General features: G+C 39.0%; 17 protein-coding genes and 2 pseudogenes. 14 read left to right on the forward strand and 5 right to left on the reverse strand.

The genetic code is table 11. The features are described 5' to 3' along the window. Positions 1 to 3: 3 nt before the first annotated feature. Complete coding sequence (zwf, locus tag M44_RS10280; RefSeq protein ID WP_010173317.1) at positions 4 to 1,506, reverse strand: glucose-6-phosphate dehydrogenase; 1,503 nt, start codon at positions 1,504 to 1,506, stop codon at positions 4 to 6. Positions 1,507 to 1,786: 280 nt separating this feature from the next. On the opposite strand from zwf, the gene M44_RS10290 reads away from it, so the two are divergent. The 6 genes from M44_RS10290 (at position 1,787) to M44_RS26970 (ending at position 7,740) form a co-directional block, all read left to right on the forward strand. Continuing rightward, on the forward strand, positions 1,787 to 2,488 hold the full coding sequence (locus tag M44_RS10290; RefSeq protein ID WP_010173321.1) for an ABC transporter ATP-binding protein: 702 nt from the start codon (positions 1,787 to 1,789) through the stop codon (positions 2,486 to 2,488). Next, positions 2,485 to 3,897 carry an FtsX-like permease family protein gene (locus M44_RS10295; protein ID WP_029326836.1) on the forward strand — a complete coding sequence of 471 codons (1,413 nt, stop codon included), beginning with the start codon at positions 2,485 to 2,487 and terminating at the stop codon, positions 3,895 to 3,897. The genes M44_RS10290 and M44_RS10295 overlap by 4 nt, the downstream gene beginning before the upstream one ends. 106 nt (positions 3,898 to 4,003) lie before the next feature. Then, positions 4,004 to 4,750, forward strand: coding sequence for an ABC transporter permease (locus M44_RS10300; protein WP_029326837.1), 747 nt, complete (start codon positions 4,004 to 4,006; stop codon positions 4,748 to 4,750). 86 nt (positions 4,751 to 4,836) lie between these two features. Further along, entirely contained in the window at positions 4,837 to 5,775 is a 939-nt protein-coding gene (gene rnz / locus M44_RS10305; RefSeq protein WP_010173323.1) for a ribonuclease Z, read from the forward strand. 170 nt (positions 5,776 to 5,945) lie between these two features. Beyond that, positions 5,946 to 6,980 carry an oxidoreductase gene (locus M44_RS10310; protein ID WP_010173325.1) on the forward strand — a complete coding sequence of 345 codons (1,035 nt, stop codon included), beginning with the start codon at positions 5,946 to 5,948 and terminating at the stop codon, positions 6,978 to 6,980. A gap of 286 nt (positions 6,981 to 7,266) precedes the next feature. Beyond that, positions 7,267 to 7,740 carry a hypothetical protein gene (locus M44_RS26970; RefSeq protein WP_162013661.1) on the forward strand — a complete coding sequence of 158 codons (474 nt, stop codon included), beginning with the start codon at positions 7,267 to 7,269 and terminating at the stop codon, positions 7,738 to 7,740. On the opposite strand, the pseudogene namA reads toward M44_RS26970, so the two are convergent. The 3 genes and pseudogenes from namA to M44_RS25285 all read right to left on the reverse strand — a co-directional run bounded on the left by namA (position 7,655) and on the right by M44_RS25285 (position 9,575). Further along, a pseudogene (namA, locus tag M44_RS22265) lies at positions 7,655 to 8,670 on the reverse strand (NADPH dehydrogenase NamA). The gene M44_RS26970 and the pseudogene namA overlap by 86 nt on opposite strands. Positions 8,671 to 8,739: 69 nt before the next feature. Then, positions 8,740 to 9,357 (reverse strand): pyrroline-5-carboxylate reductase family protein, encoded by a 618-nt coding sequence (locus tag M44_RS22270; RefSeq protein ID WP_010173328.1) that lies wholly within the window; start codon positions 9,355 to 9,357, stop codon positions 8,740 to 8,742. 20 nt (positions 9,358 to 9,377) lie between these two features. Beyond that, entirely contained in the window at positions 9,378 to 9,575 is a 198-nt protein-coding gene (locus M44_RS25285; RefSeq protein ID WP_010173330.1) for an NAD(P)-binding domain-containing protein, read from the reverse strand. Positions 9,576 to 9,716: 141 nt separating this feature from the next. Here M44_RS25285 and M44_RS10330 point away from each other — a divergent pair, with 141 nt between their 5' ends. The 8 genes and pseudogenes from M44_RS10330 to M44_RS10360 all read left to right on the forward strand — a co-directional run bounded on the left by M44_RS10330 (position 9,717) and on the right by M44_RS10360 (position 16,609). Continuing rightward, on the forward strand, positions 9,717 to 10,697 hold the full coding sequence (locus M44_RS10330; RefSeq protein ID WP_010173331.1) for an MBL fold metallo-hydrolase: 981 nt from the start codon (positions 9,717 to 9,719) through the stop codon (positions 10,695 to 10,697). A gap of 15 nt (positions 10,698 to 10,712) precedes the next feature. Further along, positions 10,713 to 11,502, forward strand: a pseudogene (locus tag M44_RS22275) (SDR family NAD(P)-dependent oxidoreductase). A 303-nt stretch (positions 11,503 to 11,805) separates the two neighbouring features. Continuing rightward, positions 11,806 to 11,997 (forward strand): hypothetical protein, encoded by a 192-nt coding sequence (locus tag M44_RS26975; protein WP_154098076.1) that lies wholly within the window; start codon positions 11,806 to 11,808, stop codon positions 11,995 to 11,997. Positions 11,998 to 12,273: 276 nt separating this feature from the next. Continuing rightward, positions 12,274 to 12,414 (forward strand): hypothetical protein, encoded by a 141-nt coding sequence (locus tag M44_RS29940; RefSeq protein WP_420167107.1) that lies wholly within the window; start codon positions 12,274 to 12,276, stop codon positions 12,412 to 12,414. Between the two features lie 105 nt (positions 12,415 to 12,519). After that, positions 12,520 to 13,566: a homoserine dehydrogenase gene (locus tag M44_RS22280; protein ID WP_010173341.1), complete on the forward strand. Its 1,047-nt coding sequence runs from the start codon at positions 12,520 to 12,522 to the stop codon at positions 13,564 to 13,566. A gap of 2 nt (positions 13,567 to 13,568) precedes the next feature. After that, positions 13,569 to 14,639: a threonine synthase gene (gene thrC, locus M44_RS10350; RefSeq protein WP_010173343.1), complete on the forward strand. Its 1,071-nt coding sequence runs from the start codon at positions 13,569 to 13,571 to the stop codon at positions 14,637 to 14,639. Then, entirely contained in the window at positions 14,636 to 15,532 is an 897-nt protein-coding gene (thrB, locus tag M44_RS10355; RefSeq protein ID WP_010173345.1) for a homoserine kinase, read from the forward strand. Before thrC ends, thrB begins: the two co-directional genes overlap by 4 nt. A gap of 126 nt (positions 15,533 to 15,658) precedes the next feature. Continuing rightward, entirely contained in the window at positions 15,659 to 16,609 is a 951-nt protein-coding gene (locus M44_RS10360) for an LCP family protein (RefSeq protein WP_010173347.1), read from the forward strand. Between the two features lie 49 nt (positions 16,610 to 16,658). On the opposite strand, the gene M44_RS10365 is transcribed toward M44_RS10360, so the two are convergent. Next, on the reverse strand, positions 16,659 to 17,060 hold the full coding sequence (locus M44_RS10365; RefSeq protein ID WP_010173349.1) for a VOC family protein: 402 nt from the start codon (positions 17,058 to 17,060) through the stop codon (positions 16,659 to 16,661). Positions 17,061 to 17,253: the final 193 nt, after the last annotated feature.

Raw genomic sequence — 17,253 nt, forward strand, 5'->3', positions numbered from 1 at the left:
TCCTTAGCAATTGTCTACATCAAATTCATCAACCGGCCACCATTTGAACCCGTCTTGATCAAGAAGCTCATCAGCAGCCTTAGGCCCCATGGAGCCAGCTGGGTAATTTGGAAACTCCTTAGAAGGAGTCGATTCCCAATAAGTAGAAATCGTATCAACAAAGCTCCATGAAAGCTTTACTTCATCCCAATGAGTGAAATTTGTGGCATCGCCTCTCATACAATCAAATAATAGCTTTTCATAAGCTTCAGGAGTGTTGATTCCATTAATTCCTTTATTAGAGTAGCTTAGGTTAACAGGAGTCGTTTTTAATTTGTCACCAGATTTTTTTGCGTTCAAGTGTAAGGTTACACCTTCATCTGGTTGAATGTGAATCACTAATAAATTGGGATGCTGTGGTTTTTCTGGGTGATAATACAGATTCATAGGAATCTCTTTGAATTCCACAACAATTTTGGTTGCTTTAGCTGTCATGCGCTTTCCTGTACGAATATAAAAAGGAACGCCAGCCCAGCGGAAATTATCAATTAATACTTTTCCTGCAACATAAGTTTCTGTATTGGAGTTAGGATCAACGTTTGGCTCTTCTCGATAGCCAGCTACCTTGGTACCTTGAACTTCTCCATTGTCGTATTGACCCCGTATAAAAAATTCATCTACATTTGAAGAGGTCATTTCTCTCATAGCTCGGAATACTTTTACTTTTTCACTTCGTACTTCATCCGTTGTTAATTTAATTGGTGGCTCCATCGCTAGTAAGGATACCATTTGTAGCATATGGTTTTGAACCATGTCACGAAGCGCCCCGCTTTTTTCATAATAGCGGCCGCGTTCTTCTACTCCTAAAGTTTCTGAAGAAGTAATTTGTATATTAGATATGTATCGGTTATTCCATAAAGGCTCAAACAAGGCATTAGCAAAACGGATGGCTTCAATGTTTTGAACCATGTTTTTTCCTAAGTAATGATCAATACGATAAATCTGGTCTTCACTAAACGACTGTCTAATTTGCTCATTTAACTTTTCAGCAGAAGGCAAATCATGACCAAATGGTTTCTCAATCACTAAACGAGTATATCCACCTGTTTCAGTTAGTCCTTCTGTTTTTAGCTTCTCTGTAATGGTTCCGAAAAACTCAGGAGCCATCGCTAAATAGAAAATTCTGTTGCCTTGAAGATCGTATTTTTCATCCAAATCATTAGAGAGATTACGTAATTCCACATAAGAATTAGAATCAGACACATCATGAGATTGATAGTAAAAGTGAGAAACAAATTCATCAATATTCTCGTCTTTTCCAATTGAAGTTAGAATTGAATCTTTTACATGTGATTTAAATGTATCATGAGACCAATCACGACGTGCAACACCTATAACGGCAAAGTTCTTAGAAATTTCACCTTTTCTATATAATTGATAGAGAGAAGGGAATAGCTTTCTCTTCGCTAAATCTCCAGTAGCACCAAATATCATGATCAGACTTGAAGGTGTATCTGATTTTGTCACGTTAAGAACCTCACTTTATATTCATTCGTTATCCTATATGAAGGATTTACCCTATATTAGCATAGCATTATTCCTAAAAAAAATCCTCATACAAGTACTTAATTTTATAGCTACTTTCTTGATTTATCAACTATTATGCAATAGAACAAACGAGGGAATGAAAAATTGGTGAACAAGCAAAAATATGAAACAAATTTAACAAAAATGTTTCATATTTTTATTGTAGCCATCCCATTTTTGTATTATGATGAAGAGGAAGCTACTTAAGGAGGTTGTACTGATGTCCATATTATTACATGCTGTGAACAAAACATATCAGAGTGGAGATGTAGAGGTTCGTGCTTTAAAAGACGTTGAAATGTTGATAAAAGATAAAACCATTTCAGTCATCTTAGGACCAAGTGGTTCAGGTAAGAGTACGCTTGTGAATGTTATTGGAGGAATAGACCGCGCTGATAGTGGCTCTGTTGAAGTATTTGGTGAGGACATCTCTGGGTTAAATGAAAAGCATTTAACAAAATACAGACGAGATAAAATAGGTTTCATCTTTCAATCGTATAATTTAATTTCTACATTAACGGTAAGGGAAAATGTAGAAGTAGGAAAAGAAATTAGTAAGGAACCGCTCAATATTGACGAAGTTCTCGAAAAAGTAGGGATGCTGGATAAAAAGAATAAGTACCCTCATCAACTAAGCGGAGGAGAACAACAACGAGTGGCCATCGCTAGAGCATTAGTAAAAAACCCAAAACTATTGCTATGTGATGAGCCTACTGGCGCTTTAGATGAGGAAACAGGGAAGAAAATCTTAACATTACTACAAGACATTAATAAGAAATATGACACGACTGTCATGATCATCACACATAATCCTGGATTAGCTGCAATGGCGCACGTTGTTGTGAAAATGAAAAGTGGCGAGGTTTTGACGGTGGAGGAGAATGAACATCCAATTGCAGCTGAGCAGGTGAAATGGGTATGAGAAAGCTTCATAAAAGCATCGTAAAAGATATGATGCAAAGCAAGCTTCAGTATGGTGGAGTTGTTACGTTAATCGTGTTTGGTGTATTACTGTATGTGATGCTAAGCTCTGCCGTTCACACAATTGAGACCAGTAGTATTGTATTTAAAGAAGAATACGAGCAAGAAGATTTTCATTTTTCAGTATCAGATGCTTTGACAGAAGATGAAATTTCAACGTTAAAAGAAAACTATGATGTTCACATGGAGGAAAGACTTCAACGAGATCTCGATGTGAGTGCGGATAGTACGATACGAGTCTTTTCACTTCCAGAATCCGTAAATCTTCCTCATGTAGAAAGTGGCGAGTTACCTAACAGTCCGAAAGAACTTGCTGTCGCAGCAACGTATGCTAGTGCAAATGAGTTAAAAGTCGGAGACACCGTTACGGTAAGTAATCAAGATTTTACGATTAGCGGTCTGATATATTTACCTGATTATATTTATTCATTAAAAAATGAAACAGATATCATCGGAGACCCTAATGCATTTGGCGTTGGATTGATGACAAGCGAAGGTATGAAGGATTTAACTGGCGTTAGTACTTACTATATAGGAAAGTGGGAGGGGGAGCCTAAAGCTTCAATGCTGAAGGGAGCCGTATCTTCCATGAGTCCTCTATTAAGTTGGACGGATAAAGAGGATAACCCGCGAATCTCGTATATCGAAGCAGAAATTGAAGGCACGAAAAGTTTTACGACCGTATTACCCCTTTTCGTTGGGATTATTGCGCTTTTAATGGTAGTCATCTTAGTGAAAAGAAGATTAGAAACTCAGCGAAAGCAAATTGGTACACAATTAGCATTAGGATATCAATCAGATGAATTAACGAGGGCGTACTTACTTTATCCATTAGTAGTGGCTGTTCTAGGTTCATTACTTGGTATCATTCTTGGATTAGTGCTATCCATACCCATTACAAATGTCTATACCTTTTATTTCAATCTGCCGGTGTTGACTCAGTGGGATCTTCCAGTTCTCCCATTGCTCCTATCTATCATCGTACCGATTGTCCTACTCATAAGTGTGAGTGTATTTGTTATCCAGAAGCAAGTAAAACAGTTGCCAATACACTTAATTCGTTCCAATCGTCAGGAAAAAAGCTCAAGAAAAGGGTTGCAATTAACTTCTATTAATAGCTTTAAAACTCGATTTAAAGTCCGTATGTTAACTAAAAACGTAGGGAGAATCCTGTATTTAATGCTTGGTATTATTTTCGCGACGATGCTATTAATGTTTGGGTTTATTTCCATGAATTCAATGGATCAATTAACAGAGAAAACCTTCAATCAAGGAATGAAATATGACTATGCCATTTATTATAGTAGTATCCAAGAAGGCCAAGGCTCAAATCCAAATACTTTTCATTAGGAGAAGGAGAGGTATTAACTGTAACAAAAAATAGAAAAAACAACATGATTCAGAAGTATCTCTTCAACTTTTTGGAGTATCTGAAGACGTCACAACTCTTCATTTAATGAATGAAGAGGAAGAAGATCTACGTCCGTTACTTTCTAAAGGAATCATTCTAAACCAAGTCTCAAGCCTTGCCTTAGGTGTAGGTGTAGGTGATCTGATAGAGCTTGAAATGACGACAAGTGATAAAACGATAGAGACTGAGGTTGTAGGGATTGCAGAATTGTATTCCGGAACAATGGCCTATACCCATATTGAGACATTAAATGAATGGAATGAACTACCGCCAGCATCATATTTGGGAGAATGGACATCTGAAAAACCAGAGCCGTCTGATTCTATCTTTAAAATAGAAAGTAAGAAAGACATGATGCTATCGCTTGAAAGTATGATGGGACCTATGAATTATTCATTGTTCATTATGGCTGGTCTTGCGTTTGTGATCGGATTTATTATTATCACATTAATCACGAATTTAATTGTAGATGAAAATACAACGACTATTTCTTTAATGAAGGTAATAGGATATGAAGATCAAACTGTGAGTCAATGGATTTTAAATATTTACACTCCTGTTGTTCTAGTGGCCTATTGCATAGGGGTACCGCTTGCAATGGTAAGCATTGATGGGATGTTAAAATCCTTCGCAGCCGAAACAAATTTTGCCTTACCCATTTCAATATCACCTATCACGTTCTTTATCGGGTTTTTGATCATTTTAGCTTCGTATTACACTTCCCTATGGTTGGCGAAGCGAAAGGTAAAAAAAGTCTCTTTGCAAGAAGTGTTAAAAAGACAAGAGGCATAGTGAAAAAGGATGTAAATCTACTCGATTTACATCCTTTTTTTGTTCAATATGATATGATACCACTAACATAAGAAGGAGTGATCCAGATGGAACTATTATTTCTGGGAACAGGTGCAGGTGTGCCTGCAAAGCATCGTAATGTATCTAGCCTTGCCCTCAAGTTACTACAAGAACGTAAAGCCGTGTGGTTATTCGACTGCGGTGAAGCGACACAGCACCAAATTTTACATACTAGTTTAAAACCAAGACGAATTGAAAAAATATTCATTACGCATCTTCATGGTGATCATATATTTGGACTTCCTGGGCTATTAGGAAGTCGTTCTTTCCAAGGTGGAGAAAGCCCTGTAACTGTATACGGACCTAGGGGAATTAAAGAATACATTTTAACGTCATTAAAAATAAGTGGAACTTACTTAAAATACCCTCTCCACATTTTAGAAATAGAAGAGTCTGGTATTATCTTCGAAGATGACCAATTTAGAGTCATCACGGCTCTATTAGAGCACGGGCTACCTTCATATGGCTTTCGTATTGAAGAAAAGGACCGACCGGGTGAGCTATTAGTGGAGAAACTTGAATCGCTAGGTATTCCCAAAGGCCCACAATATCGTAAGCTTAAAGCACTAGAATCTATTGAGCTTAGTGATGGAAGAATTGTCCACGGAATAGATGTAACGGGCCCGAAAAAGCAGGGAAGAATTGTGACGATTCTTGGGGATACGAGACCATGCGAAAATGCCCTCATGCTTAGCCGTCATGCTGATGTACTTGTCCACGAAGCGACCTTTTCAACAGGAAATGAAGAGATGGCGAAAGAGTTCTATCACTCAACAAGTGGTCAAGCAGTAGAAACAGCAATACGTGCTGGAGCTAAGCGATTACTGCTAAACCACATTAGCTCTCGTTATACAAAAGAAGACTCGGAGCAATTAGAGAAAGATGCGCAGTCTCGATTTCCAGTAACAAAGGTTGTCTATGACTTTGATGAAATAGAGATTCCTGTAAAAGGGATAATGGATTGATGAAAACTATTTATATGGTTAGACATTCAGAGGGACAAGCCTTTGCAGCTATAATAACGGTAAAGCATTAGTCGAAAAGCATCTTGATGTATATCAAGTGCGCATAATGGATTCTACTGATAAAATGATAGTCGAACGAATTTGGAAATAGTTACATGGGAGGTAGTAATTTGAAAAACATAAACGTTGGGATCGTTGGATACGGATTATCTGGTAAAACATTTCATGCTTCGTTATTGAAAGAAATTAAAGAATTTACAATAACGAGTGTCGTTTCATCTAGGGTAGAAGAAATACAACAAGACCTTGGAAACATTGAAGTGGTGAAAGATATATCAGAGCTTCTACATAATGAATTGATTGATTTAGTGGTCATAACCACCCCAAGCCACTTACACTATGAAATGGTTAAAGAGAGTCTCCTAGCAGGAAAGCACGTTGTAGTAGAAAAACCTATGGTCATCTCTGCTTCCGAGGGAGTAGAGCTTGCTAAGTTAGCAGAAGATAAAAATCTTATTTTAAGTGTGTATCACAACCGTCGATGGGACAATGATTTCTTAACCGTCCAAAAATTGATTTCAGCCGGAGAAATAGGGGACGTTTCTGTATTTGAATCTCAATTTAATCGCTTCCGACCTGAAGTAAAAGATCGCTGGAAAGAGAAAGCTCAGCCAGGGGGAGGAACTCTCTACGACTTAGGCTCCCATTTAATTGACCAAGCATTAGTGTTATTTGGAATGCCAAAGTCTATTATGGCAGACGTGCAGGCACAGCGCGAAGGTTCAGAAGCCGTTGATTATTTCCATCTTGTCCTTATTTATGATCAACTACGCGTAATCCTCCATTCAGGTTCTATTGTTCCTGGAAGTGGACCACGTTACCAAGTTCATGGAAGCAAGAAAAGCTATATTAAATATGGTCTTGATGGTCAAGAAGATAAACTGCGTTCAGGATTAAGTCCTTTAGAACGTGATTTTGGCTCAGACCAACCACATTTTTATGGAAAAATCTTAACAGAAACATCTTCAGAAGAAGTTGTTACCGAGCATGGTTCCTATTTGACTTATTATTACCTTTTACGTGATAGCATCCTTTCAGGAGGAGTTGTTCCAGTCTCCGCTTATGAAGGTGCACGAGTGATTCAGGTTATCGAAGCAGCTATAAAAAGCTCTGACGAAAATAGAGTAGTATATATTAACGAATAGAATGGTTAAGGGAGGCTTCCGTGTTGGAGGCCTCTTTTTTGTGGGGTGATAGTTTGGTTGATTCGCGCGGTGCACAAAGTGAAGAAGAAAGAAGAGAAGAGCGCCGCGCTTGGTGCGCGCGGTGCACAAAGTGAAGAAAAAAGAAGAGAAGAGCCCCGCGCTCCGCCCGCGCGGTGCACAAAGGGACGCAGAAAGAAGAGAAGAGCCCCGCGCTCGGTTCGCGCGGTGCACAAAGTGAAGAAAAAAGAAGAGAAGAGCGCCGCGCTCGGTTCGCGCGGTGCACAAAGTGAAGAAAAAAGAAGAGAAGAGCGCCGCGCTTGGTGCGCGCGGTGCACAAAGTGAAGAAAAAAAGAAGAGAAGAGCGCCGCGCTCGGTTCGCGCGGTGCACAAAGTGAAGAAAAAAGAGAGAAGAGCGCCGCGCTCCGCCCGCGCGGTGCACAAGGTGAAGAAAAAAGAAGAGAAGAGCGCCGCCCTCCGTCCCGCGCGTGCACAAAGTGAAGAAGAAAGAAGAGAGAGCCTCGCGCTCCGCCCGCCGGTGCACAAAGGGAAGAAAAAGAAGAGAAGGGCGCCGCGTTCCGCCCGCGCGGTGCACAAAGTAMAGAAGAAACTAGAACGCCACGCCACAAAAAAAGCCACTAATCTCTTAGTGACTTTCATCCATTACATAACAATGATTACCAACCTCGACCATATTGTTTCGGAGGCTCAATTTCAGTGCGTAATTCTTTTGCTGCATTCTTTGGCCAATATGGGTCTCTGAGAAGTTCTCGACCAATAAAGATTAAATCCGCTCTTTTATTTTGGAGGATTTCTTCTGCTTGGTAGCCATTCGTGATCAATCCTACAGCACCTGTGTCTATATCAGCTCCGTGCTTAATTTGTTCAGCAAATGGAACTTGATATCCAGGGAAGACAGGGATAGGTGCAGGGACAACGGCCCCTGAGCTAACATCTAGTAAGTCTACTCCTTGCTCTTTCATCCATTTGCTGTATTGTATATAATCTTCTGGGGTTAGCCCTTCTTCATGATAGTCATGTGCAGATACTCTTACAAATAGAGGGCCTTCCCATACTYCATTTACTGCATCAATCACTTCTTTTAAAAAGCGATAGCGTTTTTCAGTATTTCCGCCGTATTCATCTTCTCGCCGATTGGTTAATGGAGATAAGAATTCATTAATAAGGTAACCGTGCGCTGCATGGATCTCAATAACATCATACCCGGCTTCTTTTGCCCGGTTAGCAGCATCCTTAAAATTTACTACASTTYGACGAATCTCTTCAATAGACATTTCTTTTTGGGGTTTTCATGTCTTCATTAAATGGTAGTGCAGAAGGTGCTAGGCMTTGTTCCATCCACCGTTGCTTTTCTACCAGCATGCGCTAATTGAAGCCCTATTGCTGTTCCGTGTTCTTTTACAGAAGAAACCAGTCGTTTTAATCCTTCTAATTGATCATCATTCCATATTCCGAGATCCATTGAGGAGATTCTTCCTTCAGGAGATACGGCTGTCGCTTCTTGAATGATTAATCCAACGCCTCCTACGGCGCGGCTTCCATAATGAGTCATATGCCAGTTTTCTACTTTTCCATCCTCTTGATGGGAGGAGTACATGCACATTGGAGACATAACGATGCGATTTTTCAAGGTAACGCCTTTTACAGAATAGCTTTCAAATAATTTCACCATATTCAATTATCCCCTTTCTATTCAACAGTAGTATAGCAAGGAGGGGAATAGAATAGAAAGAATGTTGCTCTATAACTGTTTTAATTGCTGGGATACTTTTTCTTCTGTCTCTACTCGTAATTTCTTACTCTGCTGATACGCTTGCATGATGCACTCTTGAAGAGCTTCCTTCACTCCGTGATTATTTAAGGCTCTTATTCCAGCTTCAGTTGTCCCACCTGGGCTTGTGACTTCCTTTCTTAACTGTGCAGCTGGCTTGCCGGTCTTTTTCATTGTAGCACCAGCTCCAACTAATGTTTGAATGATGAATTGTTTCGCGGTTGTTTCACTCATACCATATTGGGTAGCTGCTTCTTCTAACGCTTCAACAAGGTAATAAAAATAGGCAGGTCCACTACCTGAAACAGCTGTGAAGAGGTCTAAGCTATCTTCATTTGTTTCTTCTACGATTCCAATGGTAGATAAAATTTCTTTTACCGTGTTTTTTTGGTGATCTGTTGTGTCACGATTGTAGGAGATGGCAGTAGCAGATTGGTTAGATGCAGCAGATGTGTTAGGCATAGCTCTACCTATAGACATATTAGCACCAACCATTGTTTCTATTAGTGAAATAGAAATTCCAGCCATTAATGAAATGAGGATGGTTTCTTTTTCAAGATGGGGTAAAAGAGACTGTATAGACTCCACGGCATCCTTCGGTTTGACAGCTAAGAAAACAACCGTAGCGCCTTGAAGTAATACTTTTTATTATACGAAGTTTGGATGGAGAATTTTTGGTTTAACATGTGTAGGCGTTCAGAAGACGAACGATTCGTAACCCAGATTTCTCCGTCAAACCCAAACGATTGCAAGCCTTCTAACATGTCTTCAGTTAAGGAGCCGGCCCCTATGAAAACTATTTTCATTCTCTTCACTCTCCTGCTTTTTGTACACTATACTATATTTACTGTAGAAAATGTTTAAAAATTTTGAAATAAAAAAATGGATCCAAGACATTTTTTCAAAAAAACGTTAACACTATCAGTAGTAGTAACAAGAGGAAAGGAATGGAAAGAATGCACAAACCAGAATGGAATTTAGGGGTAGCTAAAATCGTCATACCAACGCCTTTTGCTGTTGGAGATGTGAATGCTTATTTGATTAAAGGAGACGCTTTAACATTACTAGATGCAGGTCCAAATACACCAGAAGCTAAAGAAGCGATACAGTCTGGTCTTAAGGAGTTAGGCCTTCGACTAGATGATGTTGAACAAATCATACTGACCCATCACCACCCTGATCATGCGGGTGGACTAGAATTTTTCTCAAAAGATATTCCCATATATGGTCATAAATATAATAATCTACTATTACATAGAACAGATGAATTTTATACAAAGCACAAAGCTTTCTACGAAGGCTTATACTCTCGATTTGGTTTGCCTCCTGAGTGGCTTCCTTTTTTAGATCGGATAAAGGGTCCTTTGAAGTTTATGACAGATAACCGACAATTAACAGGGATAATTGGAGAAGGTGACGCTTTACCAGGCTTAGCAGGCTGGGTGGCTATTGAGACACTTGGACATGCGCAAAGTCATTTATCATTTTATCAAGAGCAAGCACAAACTTTACTTGCAGGAGACCATTTGATTAAAACGATATCTTCAAATCCGATTATTGAATTGCCGTTTGAAGGAGTTGAACGACCAAAAAGCTTACTTCAATACAACGAGTCAATGAAAAAATTGCTTCCGTACGATATTAAACTTGCCTATAGTGGTCATGGAATGGAAATGTTTAATGTGCATAGTCTGATTGAACATAGATTAGAACGTCAGCACGTTCGCGCTATGAAAGTGAAGGAAATGATAAAGGATTATCCGAGAAGTGTATTTGAGGTTTGCCAATCACTTTTCCCAGAAGTTTATAAAAAAGAGCTATGGCTAACCATTTCTGAAACAATCGGCCAATTAGATTACTTAGAATCAATTGGAGAAGTAAGGTTTGAGAAGAACAATGAAAATATCGATCTTTATTTTGCAATCTAGAAAAGGAAGTGAACCATGAATCATCGATTAAAAGGAAAAAATATTGTTATTACGGGCGCATCTGGTGGAATTGGAGCTGAAATGGCGTTGCTATGTGCTAAAAGTGGTGCAAATGTTGCGATTATGGCTAGAAACAAAGAGAAGTTACAGGAAATCAAGAGGGAAATGGGCGACAAGACACAAGTGCTTGTGTACCAGCTAGATGTATCCGACACGAATCAAGTAGAACAGGTTTTTTCAAAGGTGCTTACGGAATGGACCCATGTGGATGTATTAATAAATAATGCTGGTTATGGTATTTTTGCTCATGCAGACGAGGCTAAAATGGAAGATGTTTCAGGAATGTTTTCTGTGAACGTTCTTGGATTAATTGCGTGTACTAAAGCCGTTTTACCATCTATGAAAAAAAGAAAAAGAAGGTCAGATTGTTAATATAGCATCGGTTGCAGGAAAGTTATCTACTCCAAAGTCGACGGCATATTCAAGCACTAAGCATGCTGTGCTTGGTTTTACAAATGGACTAAGGATGGAGCTTGCACCGTATGGAATCAAATTAATGGCGGTTAATCCAGGACCCATTCAAACCAATTTCTTCGATGTCGCAGATGAAAGTGGAGAGTATGTGAAAAATATAAAAAGATTTATGCTTGATCCTCAAACAGTAGCAAAATCTGTTGTAAACAAATTGCTAACGAACACAAGGGAAATAACTCTTCCAAGGTGGATGGGAGCGGGTGCATTTTTTTATAGTCTCATGCCAGGTGTAGTGGAGAAATTAGGAGGCAGAGCCTTCAATAAAAAATAAATTTTAGATAAACTTAGATTAGCGGTTGTAGCAGGCTGGTATATGGAAATGGGCAAGCCTCCAAACCCTTTATGATGTGAAACTGAATATCAGACGCTTCAAACTAGCCTAGATCAAATTCTATAAGTAGATTAAAGCCCCCAAAACATCATTTTGGGGGCTTTAATCTACTTATTGTTTTGTTTTCTACGTTCTTTTCCTTGAATTTTTGCTGCTCGATGCACACCGTGCTCCTCTTTTAAATCTAAGAACTTCGCTTCGTTCTGTAATTTGAGATAACTTTGGTATCGTTCAGGTGCTAGGGTGCCTAGGTCAATTGCTTTCTTAATGGCACAACCTGGTTCACGCAGATGTTTACAATCTCGAAATCTACAGCCCGTAGCAGGCTTAGCTGAAGAGCAATCTGCTGCAATGCAAGAAATAAATGCCTCTGCTGAAACATTACGTTCTTTAGCAGATGAGTTAAGTAAAGAACTAAATCGTTTTTCATTTTAATCATTTTGCCACTAGTTAAAGGACTAGTGGCTTTTGTCTGCAAAGGTGTATCCCAATTGCCAATTAATAAAACCTACTATGCAATCAAAAAACCTTGGGTAATAGAACTCAATGTTTTTTGGTTTTAGATTACGAGAATGTTAATTTTCACAATGAAAACGAATTCATCTAGTTTCTCACTTAAATACCTATTGAATTTTCAGAATACATATCATAAAATGTCCACTATATATAAACAAATGTATTTACAGAAAGAACATTGAGGAGTGGTATTGAATGAAAAGTATTTCGATAGGCTTATTAGGCTTAGGAACTGTCGGATGTGGGGTAGTAAAGATTGTTCAAAATCATCAGGATAAATTAATGCATCAGATCGGTTGCCCGGTAGAGGTGAAAAAGCGCTTGTACTGGATGTAAATAAGGAACGTGGAGTTGATTTAGCTCGCATAGTTTTAACGGAGAGTCCCCATGATGTTATTTCAGATCCAGAGATTGATATTATTGTAGAGGTAATGGGGGGAATTGAGGAAACAAAAAAATAACTTAATGGAAGCTCTCTCAAACGGGAAACATGTGGTAACGGCCAATAAAGATTTAATGGCTCTTTATGGGCCTGAGTTATTAGCTAAGGCTTCTGCCAATCATTGTGATTTATTTTACGAAGCAAGTGTTGCTGGAGGAATACCCATTTTACGTAGTCTAGTGGATGGCCTAGCTTCAGATCGTATCACGAAAATGATGGGTATTGTAAACGGTACAACTAATTTTATCTTAACTAAAATGTCCAAAGAACAAAGAAGTTTTCTTGATGTATTAAAAGAAGCACAAGATTTAGGATTTGCAGAGTCAGATCCGGCTGCGGATGTTGAAGGTCTTGATGCAGCTCGGAAAATGGCCATCCTTTCTACCTTAGGCTTTTCTATGGACATCCATTTAAACGATGTGAAAGTTGAAGGAATTACGAAGGTTTCTAATGAAGACATACTGTATGCCAAGCAATTTGGATACGTGATGAAATTGATTGGAATTGCTCACCGGCAGGGAGAAAAGGTCGAAGTAAGTGTTCAACCGACATTGCTCGAGGAAGATCATCCACTAGCATCTGTCCATGATGAATACAATGCCGTTTATGTGTATGGAGAAGCAGTAGGTGAAACGATGTTTTATGGTCCCGGGGCAGGGAGCCTTCCGACTGCAACAGCAGTTGTTTCTGATCTAGTTGGGGTCATGAAGAATATGAGACTAGGTGTTAATGGAAACAGTGCGGTTCTTCCCCAGTTTGAAAAACAATTAAAATCGGACGAAGAAATTCAGGCAAAGTACTTTATTCGTATCTTAATAGAAGATTCTGTTGGAGTTATGGCCAACATAACGTCTATTTTTGCTAGTCATGGTGTTAGCTTAGAGAAAATACTTCAAAAGCCTCTTTCATCCTCTCAACAAGCTGAAATTGTTTTAGTCACTCATGGTGCCGTTCAAAAAGACTTTACCTGTATTATAGAGGAATTAACAAATTTACATTCCATTCAATCCATTAAAAGCTATTATCGCGTTGAAGGAGAGATCTAGTCATGAAAGGATACCAAGGGTTACTTCATGCATACAAAGAATATTTACCAGTGAACACTAGAACTCCAATGCTATCCTTACTTGAGGGACACACTCCTCTTATTCCATTACCCTATTTCTCTGAAGAGTGGGGAATTACTCTGCATGCAAAATATGAAGGAGCCAACCCAACAGGATCATTTAAAGATCGTGGAATGGTACTAGCGGTGGCAAAAGCTGTAGAGGAAGGAAGTGATACGATTATATGTGCTTCAACTGGGAATACATCTGCAGCAGCTGCTGCTTATGCTGCGAGGGCTAATTTAAGATGTATTGTGGTCATTCCAAACGGCAAAATAGCTCGTGGTAAATTGGCGCAGGCCGTTATGTATGGTGCAGAAATTATTTCAATAGATGGGAATTTTGATCAAGCACTTCAAATCGTAAAAAAGGTAAGTTCTAAAGAAAATGTTACGCTAGTTAATTCCATTAACCCTTACCGAATAGAAGGTCAGAAGACAAGTGCGTTTGAAATATGTGATGAATTAGGAATGTCACCTGATATTGTCGCACTGCCCGTTGGGAACGCAGGTAATATTACAGCATATTGGAAGGGATTTAAAGAATATCATTTTGAAAAAGAAACAGGTTTACCGAAGATGTTTGGATTTCAAGCGGCAGGGGCAGCACCCATTGTAAACAATGGTCCAGTTTCACACCCGGAAACGATTGCGACAGCGATACGAATTGGCAATCCTGCAAGCTGGGAGGGAGCAAAGAGTGCTTTAGAACAATCGAAAGGAGAAATTCATGCTGTTACTGATGAGGAAATAGTAGAAGGGTATAAACTTTTAGCTAGACATGAAGGAGTGTTTGCAGAACCTGCCTCGTGTGCATCATTTGCTGGTATAAAGAAACTTTCAGAGCAAGGGAAGCTACCAAAAGGAATCAAAATTGTTCTCATCTTAACAGGAAATGGATTAAAAGATCCGGAAACGGCGGTAGTGGAAGGTGGAGTGACTTCCGCTATATTACCAAATGATGAAGAAGCAGTGACGGAATTTATTAGGGGGAGAGGCAAGGTGAGAATATGATCATCCAAGTTCCTGGAAGTACTGCCAATTTAGGACCTGGTTTTGATTCCATAGGTCTTGCTATTGATAAATACTTAACCCTTCAAGTTCAAGATAGTTCTGTATGGATGGTAGAACCTAAGTCCTCTAGTTTAGTAGGATTTCCTCAAGATGAAAACCATTTTATTGTCTCTATTGCAATAGAGACAGCCAAACGATTCAATGTAGAACTAACTCCTAAGAGAATAGAAATTGAAACATCTATTCCACTAGGTAAGGGGTTTGGTTCTAGTGCTTCCGCAATCGTTGCAGGAGTGGAGTTAGCTGATTATGCCTGCGATTTAAAGCTAACGAAACAGGAGAAACTAGTGTTAGCTTCTTTTTATGAAGGACATCCTGATAATGTAGGGGCTTCTATTTATGGTGGCCTTGTTGTCAGCTGTCAGTTAGAGGATGATGTGTATGTAGTTTCTTGTCCGTCTCCAAATTGTACACTGGTGATGGTTTCTCCGAAGACGCCACTAGACACTGCTCAATCAAGAAGTGCTCTTCCAAGAAGCATTACTTACTCTCAAGCAACGAAAGGGAGTGCAATCAGTAACGTCTTAGTAGCTGCACTCCTTCAAGAAGAATGGGGAAAAGTAGGAGAGATGATGAAAGAAGAGCGATTCCACCATCCTTACCGAAAACAATTTGTTCCCTATTTTGAAGAGGTAGAAGATATTGCTTTATGTCATGGCGCCTTCGGTGTTGCATTAAGCGGTGCTGGTCCTTCAATGGCTTGCTTTGTCGAGTGGGATAAAGCCGAAATGCTAGAAGTAGCGCTTCGTTCTACATGTAACAATCTTGATGTCGAAACCGTCAAAATAGACGGTAGTGGTGTTCAATGTAAAATGATGATCGGAGAACAATAGTACGATTGCCCCTAATATGGATATGGGGTTTTTTTTGTGAAATGTATTGTGAATATTGTCTAAGTTTGGAATAATTGGAATGAAACGAGCGGTTTCATTCGTAATTTAAACAAAGAGGAGAAGTATATGGAAGGATCACGAACGAGTAGAAGAGTGGAAAAACAACGAAAGAAAAGAGGGAAATTTAAGATAGCTATTTTCATTTCTCTGTGTCTTTTTTTAGTGGGTGGAGGATTTATCTTTTTTCAATATTATGCAGGTGTAAATAGTACTGGAGCGAACTCTGCTCTAAACAATTTAGATATAGAATTTAACGGTGTTGACAATCAGAATGATAAGGTAGTAAACGTGCTTTTATTAGGGATTGATGCTAGAGAAGGCGAGCAAACTTCTAGAACCGATACGATCATGGTAGCACAGCATAACTCAGAGACAGGTGAGTCGAAGCTGATTTCTTTTATGAGAGATGCTTATGTGCAAATTCCTGGGCATGATTCCAATAAAATTAATGCTGCCTATGCGCTAGGCGGTCCAGAATTATTAAGAGAAACGTTAAGACATAATTTTGATATAGAACTACAATCGTATGCCATTGTTGATTTCAGCGGTTTTGTGACAATTATTGACGAGCTATTTCCGAGTGGTATTGAGGTAACCGTAGAGAAAGAAATGTCAGAAAAAGTGTCAGTTCCTTTATACCCAGGAACTCAAAGGCTGAATGGGGAACAGTTACTCAGCTTTGTACGTTTTCGACAAGACGCTGAAGGTGACTTTGGCCGTGTAGGTAGGCAACAAGAAGCATTAGGGATAATTGTGCAGGAATTTAAAACAGTGAATGGAGTTGCCAATATCCCTAAAGGCGCASGTATGTTGCAWAACTATATGAAAACCAATGTGAAGAATACGACAGTCTTATCCGTTGCTAAATCTATAATCAGTGGAGAACAAAATATTAAAACGCTGAGGGTTCCTCTTGATAATACCTATACAAATGAACGTATTTCAGGTGCAGGTCTTGTTTTAAATCTAGACATTGAAGCGAATAAACAAGCTGTACAGCAATTTCTAGAGGAATAGATTGTTTGAAATTACACAGTTAGAGAGCGATGCCCTCTAACTCCCATTTTTATTGCCCTTTATGTAAGAAGTTTGTGACACTTAGTAAATGACCATCTGGATCGTAAAATCCAAATCCGCCAAAATTATTTTCGTGATGGATGTTTAAGGAACCTACTTTTACTTTCTGGTCTATTAACCAATGATAATATTCTTCAAGCTTTGGCGTGTAGAAGTCAATGATGCTATGCTCTACTCCATTGTTTGTATTGACAAAGGAAAGGTTGCCCTTTTCTTCTGTTTGCACAAGGAAAATCGTAGGTACTCCTGTTTTTTTAAATGTAATCATCGAGTTCTTTTCTCCCTTGAACTCAACTTCTCCACCAATCATTTCAGTGTAAAAGCGAATGGATCGCTCTAGAACGGTAACGGGAATTTCAATGGTCGCGATATGGGAAATATAGTGTGGCATAGGTATTCCTCCTTTCTAGTTAGTATTCTATTTTTCTTTCAGAATTCCTGTTTGGGTTTGTACATGAAAATCAATCACAAATAATGGGAGGTGTTTTTATGGATTCTATTTATTTTTATTGCTTTATTTATCAATCCACTATTTTGCTGTATATTAGTTCTGAAATCCGTAGCCCTTGCAAAACAAATCCATC

Source organism: Bacillus coahuilensis m4-4 (assembly GCF_000171615.1).
In the GTDB taxonomy this organism is placed as follows: Bacteria; Bacillota; Bacilli; order Bacillales; family Bacillaceae_K; genus Bacillus_T; species Bacillus_T coahuilensis.

What these genes read in the sequence shown, in the direction of transcription:
- rnz (WP_010173323.1), top strand. Translation starts at nt 4,837, where the DNA reads ATGGAACTATTATTTCTGGGAACAGGTGCAGGTGTGCCTGCAAAGCAT.
- M44_RS29940 (WP_420167107.1), top strand. Translation starts at nt 12,274, where the DNA reads ATGAAAAGTATTTCGATAGGCTTATTAGGCTTAGGAACTGTCGGATGT.
- thrB (WP_010173345.1), top strand. Translation starts at nt 14,636, where the DNA reads ATGATCATCCAAGTTCCTGGAAGTACTGCCAATTTAGGACCTGGTTTT.
- thrC (WP_010173343.1), top strand. Translation starts at nt 13,569, where the DNA reads ATGAAAGGATACCAAGGGTTACTTCATGCATACAAAGAATATTTACCA.
- M44_RS10300 (WP_029326837.1), top strand. Translation starts at nt 4,004, where the DNA reads ATGAATGAAGAGGAAGAAGATCTACGTCCGTTACTTTCTAAAGGAATC.
- M44_RS25285 (WP_010173330.1), bottom strand. Translation starts at nt 9,575, where the DNA reads ATGAAAATAGTTTTCATAGGGGCCGGCTCCTTAACTGAAGACATGTTA.
- M44_RS10365 (WP_010173349.1), bottom strand. Translation starts at nt 17,060, where the DNA reads ATGCCACACTATATTTCCCATATCGCGACCATTGAAATTCCCGTTACC.
- M44_RS10330 (WP_010173331.1), top strand. Translation starts at nt 9,717, where the DNA reads ATGGAAAGAATGCACAAACCAGAATGGAATTTAGGGGTAGCTAAAATC.
- M44_RS10290 (WP_010173321.1), top strand. Translation starts at nt 1,787, where the DNA reads ATGTCCATATTATTACATGCTGTGAACAAAACATATCAGAGTGGAGAT.
- M44_RS10295 (WP_029326836.1), top strand. Translation starts at nt 2,485, where the DNA reads ATGAGAAAGCTTCATAAAAGCATCGTAAAAGATATGATGCAAAGCAAG.